Annotated in this window: 6 protein-coding genes and 2 pseudogenes; 6 read left to right on the forward strand and 2 right to left on the reverse strand. The window is 71.3% G+C overall.

Features of this window, described 5'->3' with window-relative positions:
• Together ACWD68_RS40930 and ACWD68_RS40935 are read left to right on the forward strand one after the other, a co-directional pair.
• Nucleotides 1–254, forward strand: a pseudogene (locus tag ACWD68_RS40930) (slipin family protein); the annotation flags it as partial.
• 302 nt (nt 255–556) lie between these two features.
• Nucleotides 557–1639, forward strand: a complete 1083-nt coding sequence (locus ACWD68_RS40935) for a S1 family peptidase (protein WP_451811557.1) — start codon at nt 557–559, stop codon at nt 1637–1639.
• 65 nt (nt 1640–1704) lie between these two features.
• On the opposite strand, the gene ACWD68_RS40940 is transcribed toward ACWD68_RS40935, so the two are convergent.
• Nucleotides 1705–2766 carry a DUF3533 domain-containing protein gene (locus ACWD68_RS40940; protein ID WP_451811558.1) on the reverse strand — a complete coding sequence of 354 codons (1062 nt, stop codon included), beginning with the start codon at nt 2764–2766 and terminating at the stop codon, nt 1705–1707.
• 153 nt (nt 2767–2919) lie between these two features.
• Here ACWD68_RS40940 and ACWD68_RS40945 point away from each other — a divergent pair, with 153 nt between their 5' ends.
• Nucleotides 2920–6444 (forward strand): DNA polymerase III subunit alpha, encoded by a 3525-nt coding sequence (locus ACWD68_RS40945; RefSeq protein ID WP_451811559.1) that lies wholly within the window; start codon nt 2920–2922, stop codon nt 6442–6444.
• Nucleotides 6441–7416 (forward strand): annotated as a pseudogene (locus ACWD68_RS40950) (DNA polymerase Y family protein). Before ACWD68_RS40945 ends, ACWD68_RS40950 begins: the two are co-directional and overlap by 4 nt.
• 46 nt (nt 7417–7462) lie before the next feature.
• Here the strand turns inward: ACWD68_RS40950 and ACWD68_RS40955 are convergent.
• Entirely contained in the window at nt 7463–7837 is a 375-nt protein-coding gene (locus ACWD68_RS40955) for a cupin domain-containing protein (protein ID WP_451811562.1), read from the reverse strand.
• A gap of 105 nt (nt 7838–7942) precedes the next feature.
• On the opposite strand from ACWD68_RS40955, the gene ACWD68_RS40960 reads away from it, so the two are divergent.
• Both ACWD68_RS40960 and ACWD68_RS40965 read left to right on the forward strand, forming a co-directional pair.
• Nucleotides 7943–8389, forward strand: coding sequence for a MarR family winged helix-turn-helix transcriptional regulator (locus tag ACWD68_RS40960; protein WP_451811560.1), 447 nt, complete (start codon nt 7943–7945; stop codon nt 8387–8389).
• Nucleotides 8390–8560: 171 nt separating this feature from the next.
• Nucleotides 8561–9421: an esterase/lipase family protein gene (locus ACWD68_RS40965; RefSeq protein WP_451811561.1), complete on the forward strand. Its 861-nt coding sequence runs from the start codon at nt 8561–8563 to the stop codon at nt 9419–9421.
• Nucleotides 9422–9560 lie beyond the last annotated feature (139 nt).

The raw sequence follows: 9560 nt of genomic DNA on the forward strand, positions 1-9560 counted from the left end.
TGCTGCAGACGGTGGTGGCCGTCGCGGCCGAGAAGAACTCCACGCTCGTCCTGCCCTTCCCGGTGGAACTGCTGCGCTTCCTGGAACGGGCCCAGCAGCCGGTCGCGCCCGCGCCGTCCGTCGACCCGCGGGAGTCGGCCGCTCCGGCGGCCGAGCCGGTGCCGCCGCTCGCCGGCCTGCGTCCCGAGCAACCGGTGCAGAAGCAACCGCCGCCCGGGGAAACTCCCTTGGACCGAACCCCCGAGGGTCGATAACAAGACAGGACTAGACCTCGCAGGCTGCATCGGCACGATCCTCGGAGCGTGTTTGCGGAGGGAATCCACGGGGCGTGACCACGCACGGTCAAGGCGTAGGGCGGGTACGGCCGTTGTCGTACATCCGTCCTGAAGTCGACCTTGTGTGTTGCCTGTGCGTCTCGGAATAGTGGGCGAGGAACAACTGGCATGGACGCGACGGGACGGGCATTTCTGCCGTTCCAGGGGTCCATGTCCGTACGCCTTCCGGTCCTGGAGGTCCCCACAACCTCCCGGACCGACCCCCCACAGGAGGACGTGAGTTGAAGCACCGACGCATACCCAAGAGGCGTGCCGTCATGACCGGTGCGGGCATCGCCGCGCTGGTCGCCGCCGGAGTCACCTTCCAGACTGCGAACGCGAGCGAGGCACCGAAGGCCGCCGTGCCGCACACCCTTTCCATCGGGGCGGCCGGAAAGCTCTCATCGACGCTCGGCAAGGACCTGGGCGCCGACGCGGCGGGAACGTACTACGACGCGAAGTCCCGGAACCTCGTCGTCAATGTGCTCGACGAGACAGCGGCCAAGGCCGTCACGGCGGCCGGCGCCAAGGCCAGAATCGTCGAGAACTCCCTCGCCGAACTGAAGAGCGCGCGCGGCACGCTCAAGGAGGACGCGACCATCCCCGGCACGTCCTGGGCGACCGACCCGGAGACCAACAAGGTCGTCGTCACCGCCGACCGCACGGTCTCCCGGACCGAGTGGGCCAAGCTCACCAAGGTCGTCGACGGTCTTGGTGCCAAGGCCGAACTCCAGCGCACGAAGGGGGAGTTCAAGCCCTTCATCGCCGGCGGTGACGCCATCACCGGTTCCGGCGGGCGCTGCTCGCTCGGCTTCAACGTGGTCAAGGACGGGCAGCCGTACTTCATCACCGCCGGGCACTGCACCGAGTCCATCTCCACCTGGTCCGACTCCAGCGGCAACCAGATCGGTACGAACGAGCAGTCCAGCTTCCCGGACAACGACTTCGGCCTGGTCAAGTACACGGCGAGCGTGGATCACCCGAGCGAGGTCGACCTCTACAACGGCTCCACGCAGGCCATCGCCAAGGCGGGCGACGCCACCGTCGGCATGAAGGTGACCCGCAGCGGCTCGACGACCCAGGTGCACGACGGCACGGTCAAGGGCCTGGACGCCACCGTGAACTACGGCAACGGCGACGTCGTCAACGGCCTCATCCAGACCGACGTCTGCGCCGAGCCCGGCGACAGCGGCGGCTCGCTCTTCTCCGGCGACACCGCGATCGGCCTCACCTCCGGCGGCAGCGGCGACTGCACCGCGGGCGGCGAGACCTTCTTCCAGCCGGTGACCGAGGCGCTCTCGGCCTTCGGCGCCCAGATCGGCTGACACCCACCGGTCCGACGGAGCCCCTCCCCCGCGCTCGCGGGGGAGGGGCTCCCGGCTCTCCTGGGCTACGACGGCTGAGGGACGGCCTCGGCCGGAGTGGGGTGGCGCTTGGCGCGGAACGCGGCGGCGAGCAGCGTCACCGCGCTTCCCACCACCGCCCACGCCGAGAGCACCAGCATCGAGCCGGTCATGTCGTTGCCCTTGAAGTACGCGATCGAGCGGGCGGACCAGGTGCCCGCGCCCGGCGGCAGGGCCGGGCCGATCGCCTTCCAGAAGGGCGGCAGCAACGGCAGCGGGAAGGCGCCGCCCGCGCTCGGGTTGCCCGCGATCACCACCAGCAGGATGGCCAGGCCGATGCCGACGATCCCGAAGATGCCCTGAAGGGCGAGGGTGGCCGCGCCCACCGCGAACGTGATCAGGGCGCCGAGACCCCAGAAGGCGCAGACGGGGCCGGGCAGGGCGCCCAGGATCGGGCCCACGATGACCGCGCCGCCGAGCCCGCCGACGATCGCGACGAGGGCCATCACGGCGAGCCGGATCACCGCCCGCCCCAGGTCGGCGGGTCGCGCACCCGAGCTGATCGCCAGGACCGACGCGGCGAGATAGCCGCCCACGCACCAGCCGACGACCAGATAGAAGGAGGAGAGGCCGTCGAAGTCCTGGGCGGAGGCCGGGGCCACGTCGACGGTCCGCACCGTGCGCCGCTCGGTCGCCTCCAGCGTGGTGACGAGTCCTTCCAGGGTGGCGGCGAGGACCGTGCCGCCGCCGGAGGCGACCAGGAGTGTGTCCCGGGAGCCCCGGGGATCGATGATCAGCGCGCCGTCGATCTCCCGGTTCAGGATCTGCGCGCGTGCCGCCGCGTCGGTGACCGCGCGCGGGTCCAGCGGCTCGCCCTGGATCTGCTCCAGCCGGGTCACCGCCTGCTGGACCGCCACCTGTGGGGCGACGACCCCGAACGGCACATCCTTCGGCTTCGGGTTGTGGAGCGCACCCACATACGAGGCGATGAAGAGCAGTTGGAGCGCGATCACACCGATGACGAGCAGCGTGGCCCGGGGGGTGACGGCGTCCTTCACCTCGGCGAGGAAGGACGGGCGCGGGGCGTCGGCGTCGGCTGTCTGCGTCATGCCCCCACGGTCCGAGCCGTCCGGTGTTTGCGCAGGTGGGACGGGTCCGAACGGATGTCGCACAAGAGTTCGAGAATTGGTCTATGGTGGGGGTGAAGTAGCTGGGAACAAGTGTTCGAGAGCTCGTAAGGGTTCACAGGTCGGGAGGTGTGTGTGCCGGGTTTCACGCATCTGCACACCGCCTCCGGGTTCTCCCTGCGGTACGGGGCCTCGCACCCGGAACGTCTCGCCGAGCGCGCCTCCGAACGGGGCATGGACGCCCTCGCGCTCACCGACCGGGACACCCTCGCGGGCTCGGTCCGGTTCGCCAAGGCGTGCGCGAAGGCGGGCATCCGCCCGCTGTTCGGCGTGGAGCTGGCGGTCGGGGAGCCCGTACGGGGGGAGCGGCGCCGCACCCCGGTGCGCGGCGGCGCCTTCATCGACGAGTCGGCACCCCGTGCGACCTTCCTCGCCCGGGACGGCGCGGCCGGCTGGGCCGACCTCTGCAGGCTCGTTACGGCGACACACGCGGGCGGCAGAGAGGACGGCCCGCCGGTGCTGCCCTGGCCGGACAACCACGCCGAGGGCCTGACCGTACTGCTCGGCCCCGCCTCCGACGTCGGCCGCGCGCTCGCCGAGGGCCGCCCCGACCGCGCGGCCGGGCTGCTCGCGTCCTGGCGGGAGATCTACGGCGACGCCCTGCGCCTCGAAGCCGTCTGGCACGGCAGGCAGGGCACCGGTCCCGGGTCCCTGCGCCTCGCCGCCCGCACCGTCGGTTTCGCCGCCGAACAGCGCGTACGGCCCGTGCTCAGCAACGCCGTCCGGTATGCCGACGCGGGTCTCGGCCCGGTCGCCGACGTCCTGGACGCCGCCCGTCGGCTCGTGCCCGTCGACCCCCGGCGCGAGCTGGACTCCGGCGAGGCCTGGCTCAAGGGCGAGGCCGCCATGCTGGGCGCCGCCGAACGGATCGTCGAGGCGGCGGGCTACCGCCGTGACACCGCGCACCGGCTGCTCGAACAGACGCGGGCCACCGCCGCCGCATGTCTCGTCGACCCCGAGGACGACCTCGGAATCGGCGGAGTGCACTTTCCCGAACCGCGTCTCGTCGGCGCGGACCGCCGCACCGCCCAGCGTGTCCTGGCCTCCCGGGCGGCGGCGGGCATGGTGCTGCGCGGCTATGCCGACCGGCGCGCCTACTGGGAACGGATGCACCACGAGCTGGACATCATCGCCCACCACAACTTCGCCTCCTACTTCCTGACGGTCGCTCAAGTGGTGGACGACGTGAGGGAGATGGGCATCCGGGTCGCGGCGCGCGGTTCCGGTGCCGGCTCCCTGGTCAACCACCTCCTCGGCATCGCGCACGCCGACCCCGTCGAGCACCGGCTGCTGATGGAACGCTTTCTGTCCAAGCGCCGCCCGGTGCTGCCCGACATCGACATCGACGTGGAGTCCGCGCGCCGTCTGGAGGTCTACCGCGCGATCATCGGCCGGTTCGGCACCGAGCGGGTGGCGACCGTGTCCATGCCCGAGACCTACCGGGTCCGGCACGCCATCCGCGATGTCGGCGCCGCCCTCTCCCTGGACCCGGCCGAGATCGACCGGATCGCCAAGGCCTTCCCGCACATCCGCGCCCGTGACGCCCGCGCGGCCATGGACGAACTCCCCGAGCTGCGCGAACTGGCGGGGGAGAAGGACAGATACGGCAAGCTGTGGGACCTGGTCGAATCCCTCGACGCCCTCCCGCGTGGCATCGCCATGCATCCGTGCGGGGTGCTCCTGTCCGACGCCTCGCTGCTCGCCCGTACGCCGGTCATGCCGACCAGCGGCGAGGGCTTCCCCATGTCGCAGTTCGACAAGGAGGACGTCGAGGACCTCGGGCTGCTCAAACTCGACGTGCTGGGCGTGCGGATGCAGTCCGCGATGGCGCACGCGGTGGCCGAGGTGGAGCGGGCCACGGGGGACCGGCCGGACATCGACGCGGTGGCGCCGGGCGACCCGGCGACGTACCGGCTCATCCAGTCCGCCGAGACGCTGGGCTGCTTCCAGATCGAGTCGCCGGGCCAGCGGGACCTGGTCGGACGCCTGCAGCCCGCGACCTTCCACGACCTCGTCGTCGACATCTCGCTCTTCCGGCCGGGACCGGTCGCCGCCGACATGGTGCGGCCCTTCATCGAGGCGCGGCACGGCCGGGCGCCGGTCCGCTATCCGCACCAGGACCTGGAGAAGCCGCTGAAGGAGACGTACGGAGTCGTCGTCTTCCACGAGCAGATCATCGACATCGTCGACATCATGACCGGCTGCGGGCGCGACGAGGCGGACCGGGTGCGTCGCGGGCTCTCCGACCCCGAGTCGCAGGGGCGGATCCGGTTCTGGTTCGCGCAGCACGCGGCGGTGAAGGGGTACGACGCCGAGACCATCGCGCGCACCTGGGAGATCGTCGAGGCCTTCGGGTCGTACGGCTTCTGCAAGGCGCACGCCGTGGCCTTCGCCGTTCCGACGTACCAGTCGGCATGGCTGAAGGCCCATCACCCGGCCGCCTTCTACGCCGGGTTGCTCACGCACGACCCCGGGATGTATCCGAAGCGGCTGCTGCTGGCGGACGCGCGGCGGCGCGGGGTGCCGGTCCTGCCGCTGGACGTGAACCGGTCGGCGGTCCCCCACCGTATCGAACTGGTGTCTGAATCTTCCGACTCCGCCGACTCCGCCGACGCCGTCGTCCCTGTCCCCGCCGTCCCCGCCGGCCGCTGGGGCGTCCGGCTGGCGCTCTCCGACGTGCACGGCATCAGCGAGGCCGAGGCCGCGCGGATCGCGGACGGGCAGCCGTACGCCTCGCTGCTCGACTTCTGGGAACGGGCCCGGCCGAGCCGGCCGCTCGCCCAGCGGCTCGCGCAGGTCGGCGCGCTGGACGCGTTCGGCGCCAACCGCCGTGACCTGCAACTGCACCTGACCGAACTGCACCGCGGCTCCCGGGGTGCGGGCGGAGGCCAACTCCCCCTGTCCGGCGGGCGGAACACTGCCTCCGCCGGGCTGCCGGACCTGTCCTCGGCGGAGCGGCTGAGCGCCGAACTGGGCGTGCTCTCGATGGACGCCTCGCGCAATCTGATGGACGACCACCGCACGTTCCTGGAGGAGTTGGGCGTGGTCACGGCGCGTCGGCTGCGCGAGGCGCGGCACGGGGAGACGGTGCTGGTCGCGGGCGCCAAGGCGGCCACCCAGACCCCGCCGATCCGCTCCGGCAAGCGGGTCATCTTCAGCACGCTGGACGACGGGACGGGCCTGGTCGACCTCGCCTTCTTCGACGACTCCCACGACGCCTGCGCCCACACCGTCTTCCACTCCTGGCTCCTGCTCGTGCGCGGAGTGGTGCAGCGCCGGGGCCCGCGCAGCCTCAGCGTGGTGGGCGCGGCGGCCTGGAACCTCGCCGAACTGGTCGAGCTGCGTGCCGAGGGCGGCCTCGACGTGGTGGCGGCGCGACTGGCGGAGCCCGCACGGGAGGAACCGGGGGAGCCGGAGAGGCCGGGACCGGGGGAGCCGGGGCGGCAGGGGAGGTCCGTCGACGGTGATCCGGCCAGGAGCCGGACGATCCGGATGTCCACGGGGTACGAGATGCACCCCTGGGCCGATCTGCGTCCCGCGGGCGAAGGGCCCGCGGGAGGAAAGAAGTTGTGGCACCAGAGCCCGGGGAGTGCGGGATGACCATCCTCTGCGTACGTTTCCCAGCTGCCTCCGATGTACGAGGCCGCCCTGCCTCGGCTCCTGGGGGTGCTGGAGGAGTTCACCCCTGTCATCGAGGCGCTGCCACCCGACGGCGCACTGCTCGATCTCCGGGGCGCCGAGCGGTACTTCGGGCGCGGTGCCGTCGAGTTCGCCTCGCTGATCCGGGTGCGGGCGCTCGCCCTGTACGGGATCGACTGCGTGATCGGCGCCGGGCCCGGACCGATGCTCGCGCGGATGGCGCTGCGGGACGCCGCACCCGGGGTGACCCGGGTGGTGCCCGAAGAGCCGGACGCCGTAACGGAGTTCCTCGCCGGCCGGCCCGTCGCCACGCTGCCCGGCGTCGGCGGCGCCACCGCCCGCACCCTGTGCGAGTACGGCCTCGACACCATCGGCAAGGTCGCGGGCGCGCCCCTGTCCACGCTTCAGCGCCTCACCGGCGCCCGGGCCGGTCGCGAACTGCACGAGAAGGCGTCCGGCGTCGACCGGAGCCGGGTCGTACCGAACGCCACCTCGCGATCGCTTGCCGCCGAACGGCCCTTCCCGTGCGACGAGTTGGACCCCTCCCGGCACCGCAGGGCCCTGCTCTCCGCGACCGAGGAACTCGGCACCCGGTTGCGCGCCCTGGAGAAGGTCTGCCGGACGCTGACCCTCACCGTGCGCTACGCCGACCGCTCCGCGACCACCCGCAGCCGCACCCTCAAGGAACCGACCGCGCACTCCTCGACGCTGGCCGGCACCGCGTACCGCATGTACGAGGGGCTCGGCCTCCAGCGTGCCCGGGTCCGTGCGATCGCCCTGCGCGCCGAGGGGCTGACCCCTGCGGCGCGGGCCTCCCACCAGCTCACCTTCGACCCGGTCGACGAGAAGGTCCGCCGCATCGAGGAGGTCGCGGACCGGGCGCGGGCGAAGTTCGGCCCGCATGTGATCGGGCCGGGGACGCTGGCCGCGTGACCTCCGTACGAGGGCGGGCCGCCTCTCGTCCCGCCCTCGTACGGGCCTAGTTGGCCCAGGGCGGAGTGAGGACCGAGCCGTCGGCCAGTTCCGCCCGCAGGCCGATGGAGGTGGTGACCCAGGAGACCGCGGTCTCCCGGGCCGGGTTCTCGATGCCGATGGTCGCACCCGGGGTGATGATCACGGTGTCGCCCGCGGCGATCCGCTCGGTGACGCCGTCGAGCGTGACCAGCAGCTCGCCGGAGAGGAGATGGAAGATCTCCTCGCGACTGACGGTGTGTACCGGGGCCTTGTGCCCCGCGGGGATCTCCGTGCGCCAGGCGCACAGCTCCTTGCTGCCGCTGCGCGGAGCGGCGTGCGAGAGGAAGCGGCCGCCGTGGATCTCATGGACGACGGCTTCGGACGAACGGACGACGGGCACGGGTGCCTCCTGGGTCGGCGATATATGGTCAAGCTGCTTGACCATGAGCTCAGGCAATATGGTCAAGCAGCTTGACCGATTCGTCAAGGGTGTTTCAATGCACGCGTGCAGAACTCCGAGGCCATGGCCCTGTCCGCCGCCCTGCTCGCCACCGCCGGTGAGCTGACGCAACGCATCAATGAGGGCGTGGTCGCCCGTGGATTCGAGGGGGTGCGGCCCGCGCACGGCTTCGCCTTCACGCGGCTCGCGCCGGACGGGGCGACGGTCACCGACCTCGCCGCCCATCTCGGGGTCACCAAGCAGGCCGCCAGCCAGCTGGTCGAGGAACTCGTCCGCAAGGGGTATGTCGAGCGGCGGCTCCACCCCGACGACGCGCGCGCCAGGCTCGTCGTGCTCACCGAGCTCGGCCGGGCCTGCACCCGTGCGGCGGAAGAGGCGGCCGCCGATGCCGTGCGCGGGTGGTCCGAACTGCTGGGAGACAGTGAAATGCGCGCGTTGTATACGCGTTTGGTGCGTATCGCGCCCTACGGTCCGATCAAGCCCGCCTGGTGACGGTCGACCGACCGCGACGGTCATCCCGGTTATCACTGGAAGTTTTTACTGACGCGTAACTTCACACCTCTGCTACTCGACCGTAACTTGACGAGTGAACAGCATCCTTCGTGATCCGGATCACAGGGCGTAAACCCCCACAACTCCCTTGAGCCGCAAGGAGATCACCCGATGCTGCCCTGGAAGCGAGTCCTCAGACCCCTGGCCGCGCTGCTCCTGGCCACCGCTGTCGCGGTCGTCCCCGCCGCGACAGCGCAAGCAGCCTCCGCCCCCAGCAGTGGCTGGAACAACTACTCCTGCAAGCCGTCGGCCGCACACCCCCGCCCCGTCGTCCTCGTCCACGGGACCTTCGGGAACTCCGTCGACAACTGGCTGGCCCTCGCGCCCTACCTCACCAACCGCGGGTACTGCGTCTTCTCCCTCGACTACGGGCAACTGCCCGGCGTCCCCTTCTTCAACGGCCTCGGCCCCATCGACAAGTCGGCCGCACAGCTCCAGGTCTTCGTCGACAAGGTGCTCGCCGCGACAGGCGCCGCCAAGGCCGACCTGGTGGGTCACTCGCAGGGCGGCATGATGCCCCGCTACTACCTCAAGTTCCTCGGCGGAGCCGCCAAGGTGAACGCCCTCGTCGGTATCGCCCCCGACAACCACGGCACGACCCTCAACGGACTCGCCAACCTGCTGCCGTACTTCCCGGGCGCCGAGGACCTGCTGTCGTCGGCGACTCCGGGACTCGCGGACCAGGTCGCCGGCTCCGCGTTCCTGACCAAGCTCAACGCGGGCGGCGACACCGTCGCCGGCGTCCACTACACGGTCATCGCCACCAAGTACGACGAGGTGGTCACGCCGTACGCGTCGGGGTTCCTGAGCGGATCCGACGTCCACAACGTCCTGTTGCAGAACCTGTGCGGGCTCGACTTCTCCGAGCACGTGGCCATCGGGCTCCTCGACCGGATCGCCTACCACGAGGTGGTGAACGCGCTCGACCCGGCGCACGCCTCGGCCACCACCTGCGCGTCCGTTTTCGGCTGACCGGGCCGGCGGACCGCGCGTCCGCCGGTGACCGCCCGAGCATGTCGGCGTGATCATTCGTCCGTCCCCACTGTTCCGAGCCATCCGTAGGCGAACCCCAGCGGGATCGACACGAGGCCGGTCGTGGTGAACGGGAACC

The organism is Streptomyces sp. NPDC005141 (assembly GCF_053599975.1).